Consider the following 16,129-nt stretch of genomic DNA (forward strand, 5'->3'; position numbering starts at 1 on the left):
CCTAACAGCGCGAGCGATAGTCATCCAGCAGGAGCTTGGCAGCTTGGCCCGGATCGTGATGAAATTCGGCGGCACATCGATGGCCGGCACCGAGCGCATCCGGCGCGTGGCGAACATCGTGCGCAAGCAGGCCGCGGGCGGCAACGAGGTCGCCGTGGTCGTCTCCGCGATGGCGGGCGAGACCGATCGGCTGGTCAACTTCTGCCGCGAGGCGAACCCGCTCTACGACCCGGCCGAATACGACGTGGTCGTCGCCAGCGGCGAGCAGGTGACCAGCGGGCTCCTCGCGCTCACCCTCCAGGCGCTCGGCTGCAAGGCAAGGTCGTGGCTCGGCTGGCAGCTGCCCGTCCACACGATGGAAGCGCACGCGAAGGCGCGCATCTCCTCGATCGATTCGGATGAACTGCTGGCGAGCATGGCGGCCGGCGAGATCGCGGTGATCCCGGGCTTCCAGGGCCTGTCCGAGGACAATCGCGTGACGACGCTGGGGCGGGGCGGCTCGGACACCTCGGCGGTCGCCGTGGCCGCGGCAATCGGGGCGGACCGCTGCGACATCTACACCGACGTCGACGGGGTCTACACCACCGACCCGCGGATCGTCGCCAAGGCGCACAAGCTGAAGGCGGTGACCTACGAGGAAATGCTTGAGCTGGCCTCGGTCGGCGCCAAGGTGCTGCAGACCCGCTCGGTCGGCCTCGCCATGAAGGCGGGCGTGCGGGTGCAGGTCCTGTCGAGCTTCATCGGCGACGATGCGGTCCCCGCCGACGAGTTGCCCGGCACGATGATCGTCTCCGAAGAGGAGATGGAAGAGCTATTGGAGAGAGGCGAAATGGAACGCCAATTGGTCACCGGCATCGCGCACGACAAGAACGAGGCGAAGATCATCCTGACCCGCGTGCCCGACAAGCCGGGCGCCGTGGCGCACATCTTCGAGCCGCTTGCCGCCGCCTCGATCAACGTCGACATGATCATCCAGAACGTCGGCCGCGACAAGGGCGAGACCGACGTGACCTTCACCGTCCCGCAGGCCGACCTCGCGCGGGCGCAGGCGCTGCTCGAGGACCGGCGCGGAGAGATCGGCTACAACCGCATCATCACCGACAGCAAGATCGCCAAGATCAGCGTCGTCGGCGTCGGCATGAAGAGCCACGCCGGCGTCGCCAGCACGATGTTCAAAGCGCTCGCCGAGCGCGGCATCAACATTCAGGCGATCTCGACGTCGGAGATCAAGGTCAGCGTGCTCATCGACGAGGACGAGACCGAGCTCGCGGTGCGCGTGCTCCACACCGCCTACGGCCTCGATGCGCCGGACAACGTAGGCGACGAAGCGGCCTGAGCGTCCGCGACCCCGCACACGGAGTCGTCCCGGGGGGGCGGGGCCATTCGCGCTCCGCATCGGCGGGCGAGCGCGAAAGGCGACACAAAGTATACACCCGGATCCAACACGGGCGAAGCGCGGAGCCGCGGCGCGGGATCGACGGTGAGAAGGAGCCGCGAAGGCGCTAGCACGGCGCGCAGGCTGTAGGAAAACGCTTCGTACGCCGGTTGCCTGCGTCGACCGCCGTCCGTAGACGATCAGCATCACCATGCTAACCGGACGGAGGGGAAAGCGGCCAAAATGATGCGGACGAACACCTTCCGGCGGTTTCGGGCGGCCATCGGCGGATGAGCCACATCGCCACGATCCTCCTGCTCGGTTCGGGCGAACTCGGCCGCGAATTCGTCATTTCCGCCAAGCGTCTTGGCGCACGGGTGATTGCCTGCGATGCCTATGACGACGCACCGGCGATGCAGCTGGCCGACGCGCGCGAGGTGTTCTCGATGCTCGATGCCGAGGCGCTGCGCGCGGTCGCGCTGAAGCACCGCCCCGACTTGATCGTGCCCGAGATCGAGGCGATCCGCACCGAGGTCCTGGCCGAACTCGAGGACGAGGGGTTCGCCGTCGTGCCCTCCGCCCGTGCCGCACAGCTCACGATGAATCGCGACGCGATCCGCGATCTCGCGGCGGGCGAGCTCGGTGTGCCGACCTCGCGCTATCGCTATGCGGAGACGCTCGACGAGGTGCGCGAGGCTGCCTCCTTCACCGGGTTCCCCTGCGTCATCAAGCCGGTCATGTCGTCGAGCGGCAAGGGCCAGTCGACCGTGCAGGGCGTCGACGGCCTCGATGCGGCATGGGACTATGCCGTGGCCGGGATGCGCGGCGACCGCACCCGGGTGATCGTCGAGGCCTTCGTCGAATTCGATTACGAGATCACCCTGCTTACCGTCAGCCACGCGGGCGGCATTTCGTTCTGTCCGCCGATCGGCCACCGGCAGGAGCGCGGCGATTACCAGGAAAGCTGGCAGCCCACGCCGATGTCGGACGCCGCGATCGCCAGCGCGCAGGCGATGGCGCGCACGGTGGTCGAGGCATTGAAGGGCAAGGGACGGGGCTGGGGCCTTTATGGGGTGGAATTCTTCGTGAAGGGCGACGAGGTGATCTTCTCCGAACTGAGCCCGCGGCCGCACGATACCGGGATGGTTACGCTGGCCAGTCAGAACCTGTCCGAATTCGACCTCCATGCGCGGGCGATAATGGGCCTGCCGGTCCCGGCGACGATCCGCGCACGACCCGCGGCCTCGGCTGTGATCCTCGCCGACCGCGATTGCGCGGACCTGTCCTATTCGGGTCTGGCCGAAGCGCTCGCCGAGGAAGGCACGGACGTGCGCATCTTCGGCAAGCCGACCAGCCGCCCCTACCGGCGCATGGGCGTCGCGCTCGCAACCGCCGCCGACGTCGACGAGGCCCGCCGCAAGGCAAGCGAGGCGTCGGGCAGGGTGTGCATCGGCTACGGCGCGTGACGCTTGCCCGCGCCCTCGCCGCCGCCTAACGCGCCCGCGATGACCAGCTATCCCAAGACCACCACGCTCATGGAGCGCGGCCGCGCCTTTCTCGGCACCGATTACGCGATCCTGTGCGGCGCGATGAGCTGGGTTTCGGAGCGCAATCTCGTATCCGCGATCAGCAACGCGGGCGGGTTCGGCGTGATTGCATGCGGCGCGATGACGCCCGAACTGCTCGACGCCGAAATCGCCGCGACGCGCGCGATGACGGACAGGCCCTTCGGTGTGAACCTCATCACGATGCACCCGCAGCTGTTCGACCTGATCGAGGTCTGCGCGCGGCACCAGGTGGGCCATGTCGTGCTGGCCGGGGGCATCCCGCCCAAGGGCAGCGTCGAGGCGATCAAGGCGTTCGACGCGAAGGTCATCGTCTTCGCTCCCACTCTGGCGCTCGCGAAGAAGCTGCTCCGCTCGGGCGGAGACGCGCTGGTGATCGAGGGGATGGAGGCGGGCGGCCACATCGGGCCCGTTTCGACCAGCGTGCTGGCGCAGGAATTCCTGCCTGAGCTCAGCGCCGACCACCTGGTCTTCGTCGCGGGCGGCATCGGCCGCGGCGAGGCGATCGCGGGCTATCTCGAGATGGGTGCGGTCGGAGTCCAGCTCGGCACCCGCTTCGCCTGCGCGACCGAGAGCATCGCCCACCCCAACTTCAAGGCCGCTTTCTTCCGCGCCAACGCGCGCGACGCGGTGGCGAGCGTGCAGGTCGATCCGCGCCTGCCGGTGATCCCGGTCCGCGCGCTCAAGAACAAGGGCACCGAGGCGTTCACCGCCAAGCAGATCGAGGTTGCCCGCGCGCTCGACGAGGACGGCATCGCGATGGACGAAGCCCAGCTCCAGATCGAGCACTACTGGGCGGGCGCGCTGCGCCGCGCGGTGATCGACGGCGACGTCGAGAGCGGCAGCCTGATGGCCGGACAGTCGGTGGGGATGGTCAAGGCCGAAGAGCCGGTGGCGGACATTATCGCCCAGCTGATGGCCGAGAGCGAGGCCGCGCTCAGCCGGCGCTGACCGCTACGTCATCGGCCATTATCGCATGGGTCGGGGCTGCCACAGCTCTACCTTGCGTCCGTCGCAGTCCATGACATGGGCGAAATCGCCGTTCATTTCGCCGAACATGGTCATCGTGGGCTCGACGCCGTGCTCGGCGCAGCGCGCGAGCATTGCCGTCAGGTCGTCGACCATCAGGTTGAACATGAATCGCTCTTCCGACGGCGCGAAATAGTCCGTTTCGGCCTTGAACGGGCTGAACACCGTTCCCGCACCAGGATGCGCCGCAGCGGTTTCGGGCAGAAATACAGTCCCGCCCCAGTCCTGAAACTCGATGCCGAGCACGCGGGCGTACCATTCGCAGGTCGCTGCGGTATCGGCGGACTTGAAAAACAATCCGCCCAGCCCGATCACTCTTGCCATTGCCCCGCTCCCGTCACCGGAACCAGCGGAAGCGCCGCTTCGCCTGAGGCAGCCTGCCGGACAGCGTGAACAGGTAGTTCGCCAGCACCGCCGCCTGGTTCTTGGTCATGATGTAATGGAATTCGTCGACCGGATCGGACGGCGCGCCGCCGGAGGAATGCTTGCTCTGCATGCAGACCACGACCCTGTCGCCCAGGTCCTGGTGCTTCCAGCCGACCAGCGCGCCGAAGTTGTCGACCGTATTCCCTGTTGGCTCATTCATTTGCAGGCCCTCCCGCCTGCCGGGATAGCGCCGTCAGCCGCGATTGTTAACGCGTTTGATGCGGCGGTATCGCGGCGGGGCGGGCCTTACGCGAACGCATCCTTCTTGACCGTGATGACCTGCGCGTAGGTGAACTCCTTGAGGCCATCGAGGCCGTACTCGGAGCCGAAGCCAGATTGCTTGTGTCCGCCGAACGGCGCGAACGGGCTGATGTGCAGGAACTCGTTGACCCATACCGTCCCGGTTTCGAGCTGTTCCGCGATCTCGACACCCTTGTCCGGGTCCGCGGTCCACACCGCCCCGGCGAGCCCGTAGTCCGAAGCGTTCGCACGCGCGATCACTTCCTCGGTGGTCGAGAACTTCATCAGAGGCATGACGGGCCCGAACTGCTCTTCGGCCACGATGCGCGCATCCTCCGGCGGATTGTCGAGGATCGTGATCGGCACGTAGTAGCCCGATCCCGACGGATCGACGTCTCCTCCGACGAGGAACTTGTAACCGGAGTCCTTGGCGTCTTGGATCAGTTCGCACACGCGGTCGAACTGCTTCTTGTTCTGGATCGGGCCCACGCCCGTGCCCTGCTCGCTGCCGTCGCCGACCTTCACGGTCTTGGCGTATTCGGCGATCGCGGCCGACAGTTCGTCGTAGATGTCCTCGTGGATGTAGATGCGCTTGGCCGCGACGCAGATCTGCCCGGCGTTCGAGAAGCTCGACCAGAAGAGCTGCTCGGCCACCTTCGACACATCCGCGTCGGGCAGCACGATCGAAGCGTCGTTGCCGCCGAGTTCGAGCGTGATGCGCTTGAGGTCCTTCGAGGCGCCTTCCATGATCCGCTTGCCGGTGGCGGTGGAGCCGGTGAAGGTGATCTTGTCGATGTCCGGATGCTCGGTGATGAGCGGGCCGAGGCTGTCCTCGCCGGTGATGATGTTGACCGTACCGGCGGGCACCACGTCCTTGATCAGCTCGGCGATGCGCAGCGTCGTGAGCGGGGTGAAGGGCGAAGGCTTCAGCACGATCGTGCAGCCCGACATCAGCGCGGGGACGATCTTCTGGATCGCCATCATCACCGGGAAGTTCCACGGCACGATCCCGCCGACCACGCCCACCGGGACCCGGCGGGTGCGCGACAGGCGGGTGTCGTCGTCCTGGTTGACGACCTCGTCGAGCTTGAGCGTCGATTGCGCGGCGGCGAGGCCCGCGGCCCCGAAGATCTCCGACTGCGCCTGGTGATGCGGCTTGCCCTGTTCGGTGGTGAGCAGGCGGAACAGCTCGTCGCCGTTGGCCTTGATCGCCGCGGCGATGCCCTGGACGACCTTCTGGCGTTCCTCGAACGAAGTCTTGCGCCAGGTCTTGAATGCGCGGCGCGCGGCAGCGACCGCCCGGTCGAGCTCGTCCTTGCCGCACGAAGGGACAAGTCCGACCACCTGCTCGTTGGCGGGGTTGAGCACCTCGAGCGTGGCATCGGTGGTGACGAGTTCGCCGTCGATCAGGCAGGGATAGGTCTGGGCCATTGTCTCTCTCCGCGAAAGGGAATCGGTCTTGCGATTGGTTTCGTAGGGCAACCTAACAGGCGCGCGGGCGGCGCCCAAGGGCTATCGCCGCGCGCATTGCACTATCTGCCCTTTTCGAGCGCCTTGTCCTCGTTCGCCCGCTTGATCACGTAGTGCCGGATCGCTTCGGCATCGGCCGGGCGCAACGCCTTGGCGAAGCTGACCATGCCGTTGTGCGAGAGCGCTCCGTCGATGACGATCGCCTTCATCGTCTCCGGGCTGCCGAGAGCCCCCGAGTGCCTGAGGTCTGGCACGAGCGCGCCGGCCACCACCGCATCGCCGTGGCATACCATGCAATACCGGCCGTAGAGATCCGCCCCGCGGGCGACCTGCGCCGGCTTCCCGGTAAACGGCGGCGGGTCGAGGACCTGCTCGGCCATCGGCGGAACCGCAGGCAGCTTGCCCGTCGCGCCGAGCTTGAACACCAGCAGGCGGCTGATGTTGCGCATCGGACCGGACTTGTCGGCGACTGCCCCGGCGACGAGATCGAAGGCGCCGCCCCATCCGACCAGGATCGCGACGTACTGTTCCCCGGCGATCGAATAGGTCATGGGCGCAGCGATCACGCCGGTCTGGGTCGGGAACGACCACAGCTTGCCGCCGCTCTTTGCCTCGTATGCGATGAACTGGCCTCCCGCCGTGCCCTGGAACACCAGCCCGCCCGCGGTGGCCAGCGTGCCCCCGTTCCATGGGCCCGGGTAGTCAACCCGCCAGGCCTCGGCCTGTTTCACCGGATCCCACGCGACAAGTGCGCCGGTGGTTGCGGCCCGCGCCTGTGCGCGCACGGCCTTGTCGGCGGGCAGCGCGCTCGCCCCGATGTCGAGCCCGATCTGGTAGCCTATGCCCGTTTCCTTCCAGTCCTTCTGCGCGACATAGGCGGCGCCGACCTGGTTCGTGGGAATGTAGACGAGGCCCGTTGCATCGCTCCGGCTCATCGGGTGCCAGGAATGTGCGCCCATCGAAGAGGGGAGCGAGATGAACGGTTTGCCCGTCTGCTCGTAACGGGCTTCCGGACTGATTGCTGCCTTTCCTGTCCTGGGATCGATGCCCGTCGTCCAGTTCTGCATCGCGAACGGCTTTCCGCCCAGGAACTGACCGGTTTCGGCATCGAGGATGTAGAAATATCCGTTCTTGGGCGCGTGCAGCGCGACATGGCGGAGCTTCCCGTCGATCTCCAGGTCGGCGAGCATGATGGGGGCGTTGCTGTCGAAGTCCCAGCGGTCTTCGGGCGTTTCCTGGAAGTGCCAGCGATAGGCCCCGGTGTTCGCATCGACCGCGACGATCGAGCCGGTGTAGAGCGCGTCGCCCGTGCCGCGGTCCAGCGCCGCGGGGTTCCACGGTTCCGCGTTGCCGGTGCCGAACAGCACGAGGTCGGTCTTGGGATCATAGACGATCGAATCCCACACCGTCCCGCCGCCGCCCAGGGTCCACCACTCGCCGGCCCAGGTTCCTGCCGCGTCTTCCATCGCCTTCGCGTTGACGCCCTCGGCCTCGAAACCGTCCTTGGGATTGCCGGGCACGACGTTGAAGCGCCAGACCTCGTCGCCGGTCGCCCAGTCGTAGGCGGACAGGTATCCGCGCGCCTTGTACTCGGCGCCGCCGCTGCCGATGAGGATCAGGCCCTTGGCCGCGCGGGGAGCGCCGGTGATCGTGTAGCTTTCCTGATCGGGCACCGCGAGCTTCGACCAGGCGACCTTGCCGGTCTTCGCGTCGAGTGCGACGAGGCGTCCGTCGAGTGTGCCGACGTAGACCTTGTCGCCATAAAGCGCGACGCCGCGGTTCACCGCGTCGCAGCAGGCGCGGACCAGCGTCTCGCGCGGGACTTTAGGATCGTAGGCCCAGAGCTGCTTTCCGGTCGCGGCGTCATGGGCATAGACCTTGCTCCACGCGCTCGTGAAATAGAGCACCCCGTCGTGCATCAGCGGGGTCGCCTCCTGCCCGCGCGCGGTATCGAGGTCTGCGAACCAGGCGAGGCCGAGCTGGCCGACGTTGCCCGTGTCGACCAGGTCGAGCGGGGAGAAGCGCTGCTCGGAATAGTCGCGGCCATAGGTCAGCCACTCGCCGCCGTCGGCCGCGGCGATCATCGCGTCGGTCACGCCTTCGGTCGGCGGGGAGACGCCGCTTCCGTCCGCCTCCCGATCGCCCGACAGGCTGCACGCGCCAAGCGCCAGTGCCGCGATCCAAACCGCCATCTTTCGCATGGCTTCTCCTCTCGAGCAGGGTTGTGGCGACAAGCGTTGCGACTGGCAACGGTCCCGCTGGACGAGTCGGGCGCGGGTGCTAGAGTCGCCGCGACGGGACACTGAGGAGACCTGACGATGTGCGACGAAGCCGACCTTGCAGCGTTCGAGAAGAAGGGTCTCGCCCGGCGCGAATTCGCCGCTGTCGGAGCGCTTGTCGGGCTGGCCGCATGCACTTCGATGAGCGGGGATGAAGGTTCCGCCGGGCTCACTGAAAGCGCAGTCGCGGTCAAGACTCCGGACGGGACGATGGACGGCTTCTTCGTCCACCCCGCCAAGGCGGCTCCGGGCGTCATCCTGTGGCCCGACATCGCGGGCCTGCGCGAAGCGAAGCGGGCGATGGCACGGCGGCTTGCCGCGAGCGGCTACGCGGTGCTGGTGCCCAACCCCTATTATCGCGACGTCGTGGGCGAGCAGTTCGCCGACTTCGCGACCTTCGCCGCGCAGAAGGGCTTCGAGAAAGTCGGCCCATGGCGGGCCAAGGCGACTGATCCGCAGGCGATCGCGCGCGACGCGACGGCGCTGGCGGCCTGGCTCGATTCCCAGCGCGCGGTCGACCGCAAGCGCGGGATCGGCAACCAGGGCTACTGCATGGGCGGCCCATACACGATCCACGCGGCAGCATCGGTCCCGTCGCGTATCAAGGCGGCTGCGAGCTTCCATGGCGGGGGCCTTGTGACGGACGCTCCGACCAGCCCGCACAAGCGACTGCAAAGCGGGGCGCGCTACCTCATTGCGATCGCACGGAACGACGATGCGAAGCAGCCCGCAGCCAAGACGATCCTGCGCGAGACGGCCGATGCGCAGGAAGTGTCCGCGGAGATCGAGGTCTATGCCGCCGACCACGGGTGGTGTGTGCCCGACAGCCCGGCCTACAACGCCGCCGAGGCCGACAGGGCATGGGGCCGCCTGCTGGCGCTATACGCGCAGCTCTAGGCGAAATCCTCGGTATCGATCGAGGCCTGCATCGCCGGGCTGTAGCGCGGCCCGCTGACGGTGGCCTGATTGATCAGGTCGTCCGCGGCGGCGATGGTCGCGGGCGCGATGTCGAGCGAAAGCGTCGCAAAGTTCTCTTCGAGATGCGCGATGCTGGTCGTCCCGGGGATGGCGTGAACGTGGGGGCCCTGTGCCAACACCCATGCCAGGGCGAGCTGCGCCGGGGCGATCCCCGCCTCGGCGGCCAGCGCTTCGAAGCGGGCGATGAGCGCTCGGTTGGCGGGCCAGTGCTCTTCTGCGAAGCGCGGCATGCCCTTGCGGATGTCGCGGTCGCCGAACGCCGGATCATCGCCGAGTTCGCCGCCGAGCGCGCCCCGCGCCACCGGGGAGAACGCCACGAAGGCGATACCGAGTTCGCGCGTCGTCTCGAGCACCGCGATTTCGGGCTGGCGCGTCCACAACGAGTACTCGGTCTGCACCGCCGCCATCGGGTGGACCGCGTGCGCCTCGCGGACATGCGCGGCGCTCCATTCGGATACGCCGTACGCGCCGATCTTGCCCGCCTCGATCGCGCGGGCCAGGGCGCCGACCATGTCGGGTATCGGCACCGTGCGATCGAGCCGGTGCATGTAGAACAGGTCGATATGGTCGGTCTTCAATCGCGCGAGGCTCTCGTCGATCGAGCGTGCCATGGCTTGCGGAGAGCAGTCGATCCCGCGCGCTCCACCGTCCTTCACGACGATGCCGGTCTTGCTCGCCAGCAGGTAGTCGCCGCGTCGGTCGGCCAGCGCCTCGCCGATCAGGCTCTCGTTGCGGCCCAGCCCGTAGATGTTGGAGGTGTCGAGGTGGTCGTAACCCAGCTCGATCGCCCGCTCGAGAAGCCGGACTTTCTCGTCGTGTGGCGGCGGATCGCCGTAGGCCCACGACAGGTTCATGCAGCCAAGACCGATGGGCGCGACCATCCGGCCGGCGAGAGCGCGTTCAGGGATCATGCGGCCACGCTATTGCGTGAGCGCAGCTTTTAGAAGTTGCCGCGGACCGAAAGCGAGAAAATCGGACCGATCAGCCGATCACGCGATTCGGTGAAGGCTATCGGTGTCGCGCCGCGCAGTCCGGTGTAGACTGTGCGCTCCCGGCGTTGACGCGCGTTCGTCAGATTGAACGCATCCGCCCTCACCGTCAGGCCGAAAACGTCCTTGTGCTCGACGAACAGCCCGACGAACCAAGGACCCTCCCAGTTTCGGTCGATCTCGGTCCTGCGGTATCGAGGCAGGACATGATTGTGGTTTGCTTCCCCGCCCCAAGCCCAGTCGCTGCCTGGAATGTCGTGCCGCAAGACAAAGTTGGCCTGGCGATTGACGAAGCCGCGCCACTGTCGCTTCTCGCCGGTGAAGGGATCGCGCACGGACGAAGTCTGGAGTACCACCGTCCCGTCTAGCTTGACCCCAGCCAAGCCCAGGGGATCGAACTTGATCGTACTGGTGGACACGATCGCGGCCGCCCAGGCCTTGTCGATGTTGCCAGTCGATTCGCCCCCCGGGACGGGGATCACGTCGACATAATCCGAGACATTGCGGTAGACGAGCTGGAACTGCTGACTGCCCCAGTCGCCCAGCTTCTTGTTTATTTCGCCCTCGAAGCTCCAGTCCTGCTGCGGTCTGAGTTCGACGTTCCCTGCATTTGCGACCCCGTCGTTGAGGAAGGCTCGGGCAAGAAAATCGTAAAACGACAGCTGCAGCACGCGCCGCCGGATCTTGAGCGATGCGTCGAGCGTGTCGCTGGGCGTCCACGACAACGTGAAAGTGCCTTTCGGGCGAAAAAAGCTCCTCGTGAGCCCTTGTCCTCCGGTCTGTTCGATTGTCGAGTGCTCTGCGCCGCCCACGATCTGGAACGATAGCTTGGACGTGATCGACCGGCCGAAACTCAGCAGGGTCTCGTACCGGTTTTCGGTCACGCCCCCGGTGCCAGAGGGAAAGGGAACATAAACGAATTCACCCGCCGCATCGAGCGTGCCCAGGCTGGCGACGTTGTCGAGAGTGTTGAATGCGGCCTCGCTTGAAAGCTGCCAGTCGCCGCCGAGCATTTTCCACGAGTATTCTGCCCGCGCGATCGTCTCGCCAATGTCGCCGACCTGGGCGAAGGCCTCACCAATCGGAGGGCCCAGATCGGCGGGACGGATGACGACCTCGGTACCGAAAGGTTCATGACTGAAGCGGCGGAGCCCGATCATCTTGAGTCGTCCGGGTCCGACCGCGAACTCGTAATCTCCTCCCACTTCGAAATTCCAGGTGTCGTTCCTGTCGCGAACCGTCCGTAAGCGGTCGGGCATGCCAGGCGACCGACGCACACCGTCCTCGTCGTAGCGGAAAAACGTTTGCTGATAGTGCCCGTTGAGATGGCCGATATTGCCGTTGGGCTGGGTCAACGTCAGCTTGGCCGAAGCCTTGGGCTGATCCCGGTTGGCAGTCAGAACGTCGTCGCGCAACTCGGTCGGCGTTCCGGCGGCGTCGGCGATCGTGGTGATTCCACCCGCTGCTCCGCGCGAGGCCTGGTTGTTGTCGAGCCCAAATTCGTACTCGAGACTGCCGCTCCTGCCGCTCACCGACATCGCCCCGCGGGTGTACAAAGGGTCTGCAAAATGCGCGCGCGCCTGGCCTTCCCACGAAAACTGGCCTGATAGGCCCTTGGAAGCTGTATAGACGACGTTCGCCACCTGGCCCGAAAGACCGGGTATGTCGACGGTTGCACCATCGAGGATCTCGATCCGTTCGACCGTCGAGGCAGGGATACGCGACAGCAAAGTACGCAGATCGTCGGACTTTGTCGAAGGGCGCTGGCCATTAAATAGGACGTTTCCGGTCGCCTGGCCCAGGCCACGCAGGTTTTCGTTGTCGCGGATCTGGAAGCCGGGAATCTGCTGAATCATGTCTGCAGCGTTCTTGGGAGAGAACTGCGCGAAATCGGTCGGTGTGAAGACTTGCCTGCCAGCGTCCGCGGCAGTCGGAACACTACCTGAAGAACCCGGTGCGCTTTCATCGTCGGATGGGGTCCCCGCGATGGCTGGAGTGACGAGACCGATGGACATCAGCAGCGATGGGGTGACGACATGTCTCATCGTGTACTCCAGTCGCCCTCGACCTCTCCTTCGATGGCTCTAATCGAGCGGCGACATGAAAGGATCAGGGCGCTCGACGAGTGCAAGCGGGGATTCGATGGAAGGCCCGGCGACGGATGAAGCGCCGACCAAAGCGGACGAACGGCGCGGCGGACGCAATAGCCGTCTCCGGAATTCGGTACCTAACCGTCCGGTTTTCCTTGCCCGCCGCTCGCCCGACTCTACGATACCGCGGACTATAGGAGGTTCGAAATGGGTCCGCTGATTACGCTCGCACTCGTCGTCGCGGTGCTGTTCATTTTCGTCATGTCGGCGATCAAGGTCGTGCGCCAGGGCTACGTCTATACGATCGAGCGCTTCGGCAAGTTCACCAAGGCGGCCGACCCCGGCATGCATGTCATCATCCCCTTCGTCGACCGGGTCGGCCAGAAGGTGAACATGATGGAGCAGGTACTCGACATCCCCGGACAGGAGATCATCACTCGCGACAACGCGATGGTCGGGGTGGATGCGGTGGTGTTCTTCCAGGTGCTGGACGCCGGCAAGGCGGCCTACGAGGTGCACAACCTCTACGGCGCGATCATGGCGATCACGACGACCAACCTGCGCACCGTGATGGGCTCGATGGACCTCGACGAGACGCTGTCGAAGCGCGACGAGATCAACGCCCGCCTGCTGGGCGTGGTCGATCACGCGACGAGCCCGTGGGGCGTGAAGATCACCCGCGTCGAGATCAAGGATATCCGCCCGCCGATGGACATCTCGGAAGCGATGGCACGTCAGATGAAGGCCGAGCGCCTCAAGCGCGCCGAGATCCTCGAGGCCGAGGGCGAGCGGGCGAGCCGCATCCTGCGCGCTGAGGGTGAGAAGCAGTCCGCGATCCTCTCCGCCGAAGGCAAGAAGGAAGCCGCCTTCCGCGACGCCGAAGCCCGCGAGCGCGCCGCCGAGGCCGAAGCGCAAGCGACCCGCGCGGTGTCCGATGCGATCGCGCAGAGCGGCAGCCAGGCAATCAACTACTTCATCGCGCAGGAATACACCAAGGCGGTGGCGAAGTTCGCGACCAGCCCCAACGCCAAGACAATCCTGTTCCCGGTCGAGGCGACCCAGTTGATCGGCTCGCTCGGCGGTATCGGAGAACTGGTCCGCGATGTGGTCAAGCCGGGCGACGTAACGACGCCTGCACCCGATCAGTCGGGCGTCGCGCTGCCGTCGCAGCGCCAGCGGAGCGCGGTGCCGCGGACCGGCGGCGGGGAAGGCTAGAACGCAGGCGATGGACTGGATCGGCGACTTCGACGCGTACTGGGCATGGTTCGCGCTCGGCCTGGTGCTGGCCGGCCTCGAGATGGTCGTGCCCGGGGTCTACCTGATCTGGCTGGCGCTTGCGGCGCTGGCGACCGGGGCGCTGGTTTTCGCCTTCGATCCGGGCATTCCGCTGCAGATCGTCAACTTCGTTTTCCTGTCGCTGATCATCGTGTTCACCGCGCGACGTGTGCTTGCGGAGCAGCCGATCGCGAGCACCGACCCCTTGCTCAACAACCGCATGGGGCGGCTCGTCGGGCAGACCGGCACCGTCGCGGTGGCGATCGAGCACGGCGAGGGGCGAGTGCGGCAGGGCGACAGCGAATGGTCGGCACGCGGACCCGAGCTCGAGGCGGGCACGCGCGTGCGCATCACCGGTTTCGACGGAGGTACGCTGATCGTCGAGCCGCTCAGGCTCCTTTCCGACGAAGGGACCCAGCCTCCGACTGGGGAAGGCTAGCCCGCCAGCTTCTCGTTGAAGCGCCCGTGCTTGCGGTGGCGGACCATCCAGCGGTCGAGGAAGAGGCCCAGCGGGCGTGGCGCGATGCCGAACGCCTCGATTCCGGGAAACTTGCCCGAGGGCCGGTTGCCGGCCTTGAGCAGCGTCCACTGGTCGGAATTCATCGGCGTTCCGGGCAGCATCGCGAAGAACGCGGAGATGCCATCCGGCATGTCGATGAAAACGCGATTTCGGTTCTGCGCCGCGGCAATGCGGTCGTTGAGGGCGCGCATCGTGATCGCTTCCGGCCCGGCGATCTCGTAGGTCTTTCCGCCGTGCGTCGCAGGGTCGGACAGCGTCGACACGACTGCCTCCGCGGCATCGTCGATATGCAGCGGCTGGACCGGTGCATCGGGCGCGAACACCGGCAGGACCGGCATCATGGCGATGAGGCCGGCGAACATCTGGATGAAATTGTCGTCTTCGCCGAACAGGATCGAGGGGCGGAGGATCGTGGCCTTGGGAAAGGCCTCGAGGACCGCAACCTCGCTCGCCGCCTTGGCGCGCGCGTAGCCGGCGGTAGAGTCCGCATCCGCTCCGATCGCCGAAACGTGCACCAGCGCGCCGCAGCCCGCGTCCGCCGCGGCCTGCGCGACATTGGCCGCGCTTCCCGCGATGGTCTTCATCAGGTCGCCTTCGAAGCTTCCGACAAGGTTGACCACCGCATCGGCCCCGGCGACGGCCGCGGCAACCAGGTCCGCCCGGGTCGCATCGACTCGCGCGAACTGCAGCTGGCCGAGCTGGGCGAGCGGCTTCAGGTTCCAGGCCTTTTCGGGGTGGCGACTGGCAATCCGCACCCGCGCGCCTTTCGACAGCAGCGCCTGCGCGACGTGGTCGCCAAGGAAGCCGCTGCCGCCGATTACCGTCACCAGCTTGCCGTTCAAGGGATGCGTCTTGGCCATAGTGTCCTGTCCGAATTGCCGGTTCGCCCTGCCGCAAACGGCGCCCCGCCGCAACGGGCAAGCTTTGCCACGTTGACAAGTCCGCAGCCCCTTCGTATCGGCGCGCCCCTACCCGCAGGGCGGCTTCGACGTTCGCCTTCGCATCCGGTGCCCAGATGGCGGAATTGGTAGACGCACCGTCTTCAGGTGGCGGCGCTCGCAAGGGCGTGGAGGTTCGAGTCCTCTTCTGGGCACCATTTGTTCTTCTCACGTTCTCCCAAATAAGCTATAAAACCCGCAGAAATCCTAGGGATTTGGCCCTGGGATCGTTCCGGATCGTCCCGCCTGTTCTCGGGGGTTCCAGACACTTTTGTGGGCCTTTTGAGGCCGTTTCGCAAAGGCCCAGATGAAAAGGCCCCCACATGCCGCTGACAGAAACTCGCCTCCGCGCACTCAAGCCCAAGGATAAGCCGTACAAGGTAACCGATGAGCGCGGCCTATATGTTGAGGTCACGCCGACCGGCGGCAAACTTTGGCGATTCCGATACCGGATCGGCGGCGCGCAAAAGAAGCTCTGCATCGGCAGCTATCCAGACATCAGTCTCAAGCAAGCGCGAGACGAAGCCTACGAGGCACGACGAGCTGTTGCTTCAGGGGGCGACCCGGCCTTTGAGAAGCGGAAGCGGAAAATCCGCGCCGAGTTCCTTTCTGCACAGACGTTCGAGGCAGTCGCACGTGAGTATATTGAACAGATGATGGTTCAGAATGACCGTGCCGATGGCACGATCGTCAAGGCCAATTATTTCCTCGACAAGCTTGCGCCTGCCATCGGGAACCGACCCATCAACGAGATCGAGCCGTTCGAAGTCCTGGCTCCCCTCAAACGGCTGGAAGCCACCGGTAAGCACGAGACTGCGAAGAAATGCCGCTCGTTTGCAGGCCGCGTGTTTCGCTACGGTGTTGCTACCACCCGCTGCAAATCCGATCCGACCAGTATGCTGAAGGGCGCTCTCGTAACGCCTGCTCGGTGACGTCGCCGCAATCGCACGGGCTG

Annotated in this window: 14 protein-coding genes and 1 tRNA gene; 8 read left to right on the forward strand and 7 right to left on the reverse strand. The window is 66.0% G+C overall.

Going from position 1 to position 16,129, the window contains the following annotated elements:
* Window positions 1-43: 43 nt before the first annotated feature.
* From A6F68_RS03850 to A6F68_RS03860, 3 genes are all read left to right on the forward strand, one after another.
* A complete protein-coding gene (locus tag A6F68_RS03850) occupies window positions 44-1,336 on the forward strand; it encodes an aspartate kinase (RefSeq protein ID WP_067676564.1) in 1,293 nt (430 codons plus the stop codon).
* Between the two features lie 329 nt (window positions 1,337-1,665).
* The gene (gene purT / locus A6F68_RS03855) at window positions 1,666-2,841 is read left to right on the forward strand and encodes a formate-dependent phosphoribosylglycinamide formyltransferase (RefSeq protein ID WP_067676567.1); all 1,176 of its coding nucleotides are present in this window, start codon (window positions 1,666-1,668) and stop codon (window positions 2,839-2,841) included.
* 39 nt (window positions 2,842-2,880) lie between these two features.
* Entirely contained in the window at window positions 2,881-3,891 is a 1,011-nt protein-coding gene (locus A6F68_RS03860; protein WP_067676570.1) for an NAD(P)H-dependent flavin oxidoreductase, read from the forward strand.
* A gap of 18 nt (window positions 3,892-3,909) precedes the next feature.
* On the opposite strand, the gene A6F68_RS03865 is transcribed toward A6F68_RS03860, so the two are convergent.
* The 4 genes from A6F68_RS03865 to A6F68_RS03880 form a co-directional block, all read right to left on the reverse strand.
* Window positions 3,910-4,293 (reverse strand): VOC family protein, encoded by a 384-nt coding sequence (locus A6F68_RS03865; RefSeq protein ID WP_067676573.1) that lies wholly within the window; start codon window positions 4,291-4,293, stop codon window positions 3,910-3,912.
* A gap of 13 nt (window positions 4,294-4,306) precedes the next feature.
* Entirely contained in the window at window positions 4,307-4,555 is a 249-nt protein-coding gene (locus tag A6F68_RS03870; protein WP_067676576.1) for a hypothetical protein, read from the reverse strand.
* Window positions 4,556-4,641: 86 nt separating this feature from the next.
* On the reverse strand, window positions 4,642-6,066 hold the full coding sequence (locus A6F68_RS03875) for an aldehyde dehydrogenase family protein (protein WP_067676579.1): 1,425 nt from the start codon (window positions 6,064-6,066) through the stop codon (window positions 4,642-4,644).
* 101 nt (window positions 6,067-6,167) lie between these two features.
* A complete protein-coding gene (locus A6F68_RS03880; RefSeq protein ID WP_232308193.1) occupies window positions 6,168-8,297 on the reverse strand; it encodes a PQQ-dependent dehydrogenase, methanol/ethanol family in 2,130 nt (709 codons plus the stop codon).
* A 126-nt stretch (window positions 8,298-8,423) separates the two neighbouring features.
* Between A6F68_RS03880 and A6F68_RS03885 the strand changes: the two genes are divergently transcribed.
* Window positions 8,424-9,281 carry a dienelactone hydrolase family protein gene (locus A6F68_RS03885; protein ID WP_067676585.1) on the forward strand — a complete coding sequence of 286 codons (858 nt, stop codon included), beginning with the start codon at window positions 8,424-8,426 and terminating at the stop codon, window positions 9,279-9,281.
* Here A6F68_RS03885 and A6F68_RS03890 read toward each other — a convergent pair.
* On the reverse strand, window positions 9,278-10,273 hold the full coding sequence (locus tag A6F68_RS03890; protein WP_067676588.1) for an aldo/keto reductase: 996 nt from the start codon (window positions 10,271-10,273) through the stop codon (window positions 9,278-9,280). The genes A6F68_RS03885 and A6F68_RS03890 overlap by 4 nt on opposite strands.
* Window positions 10,274-10,302: 29 nt before the next feature.
* Entirely contained in the window at window positions 10,303-12,396 is a 2,094-nt protein-coding gene (locus tag A6F68_RS03895; RefSeq protein ID WP_067676591.1) for a TonB-dependent receptor plug domain-containing protein, read from the reverse strand.
* 252 nt (window positions 12,397-12,648) lie between these two features.
* Between A6F68_RS03895 and A6F68_RS03900 the strand changes: the two genes are divergently transcribed.
* Window positions 12,649-13,656, forward strand: a complete 1,008-nt coding sequence (locus A6F68_RS03900; RefSeq protein ID WP_067676593.1) for an SPFH domain-containing protein — start codon at window positions 12,649-12,651, stop codon at window positions 13,654-13,656.
* A 10-nt stretch (window positions 13,657-13,666) separates the two neighbouring features.
* Window positions 13,667-14,155, forward strand: coding sequence for an NfeD family protein (locus A6F68_RS03905; RefSeq protein WP_067676596.1), 489 nt, complete (start codon window positions 13,667-13,669; stop codon window positions 14,153-14,155).
* On the opposite strand, the gene A6F68_RS03910 is transcribed toward A6F68_RS03905, so the two are convergent.
* On the reverse strand, window positions 14,152-15,096 hold the full coding sequence (locus A6F68_RS03910) for an NAD(P)H-binding protein (protein ID WP_067676599.1): 945 nt from the start codon (window positions 15,094-15,096) through the stop codon (window positions 14,152-14,154). The genes A6F68_RS03905 and A6F68_RS03910 overlap by 4 nt on opposite strands.
* A 149-nt stretch (window positions 15,097-15,245) precedes the next feature.
* Here A6F68_RS03910 and A6F68_RS03915 point away from each other — a divergent pair.
* Both A6F68_RS03915 and A6F68_RS03920 read left to right on the forward strand, forming a co-directional pair.
* Window positions 15,246-15,332 (forward strand) — tRNA-Leu (locus A6F68_RS03915).
* 165 nt (window positions 15,333-15,497) lie between these two features.
* Complete coding sequence (locus tag A6F68_RS03920; RefSeq protein ID WP_232308194.1) at window positions 15,498-16,106, forward strand: tyrosine-type recombinase/integrase; 609 nt, start codon at window positions 15,498-15,500, stop codon at window positions 16,104-16,106.
* Window positions 16,107-16,129 lie beyond the last annotated feature (23 nt).

Origin of the sequence: Tsuneonella dongtanensis, assembly GCF_001698205.1 — a bacterium.
Lineage (GTDB): Bacteria > Pseudomonadota > Alphaproteobacteria > Sphingomonadales > Sphingomonadaceae > Tsuneonella > Tsuneonella dongtanensis.